Here is a 418-nt window from a genome sequence, read left to right as displayed (position 1 = left end):
ATTTTTCTTAATCACTCAAATTTAATTGACCTAAAAAAATCTCCACTTGCTCATTAATTTTGTTTGCATTATCTTCCAATGCTTGCAATCCTGCTTTCGCATAATCATCACTATACCCAACACTTTCTTTCCTCAATTTCCGCAACCGCGCTGCCTTTTTCTTGCTAAAATCTTTAAAACTAACTACTCGATCATCAATCGAATGTAAAACAGCTATATCACCAGGATCTAAGTTTTGATAATTAGGATACTTTATCTGACTTAACATTATTTTCGCAGATTCTAACCCCTCATAACTTCGCTTACCTCTAAGCTGTAATTCCCAGCGCTCCCACTCCTCAACATTATCAGGCAACTTTTTATGATGACGAGTAGTTTCTATTTTTTTATTATAAATACGAATCATAAAATCACTAGA

The 418-nt window shown here is 33.7% G+C and carries 1 protein-coding gene; it reads right to left on the bottom strand.

Annotation, left to right across the window (positions count from 1 at the left end; all coding sequences use genetic code 11):
- Positions 1-7: 7 nt before the first annotated feature.
- Positions 8-418, bottom strand: a 411-nt coding sequence (locus tag CP366_RS10735; RefSeq protein WP_158227348.1) for a hypothetical protein, incomplete at its 5' end; no start/stop codon positions are given.

Source organism: Lactobacillus sp. UMNPBX15 (assembly GCF_002553785.1).
Taxonomy (GTDB): domain Bacteria; phylum Bacillota; class Bacilli; order Lactobacillales; family Lactobacillaceae; genus Lactobacillus; species Lactobacillus crispatus.
Note: the sequence above shows the minus strand (reverse complement) of the source record. Positions and strands in the feature narration are given on the sequence as shown.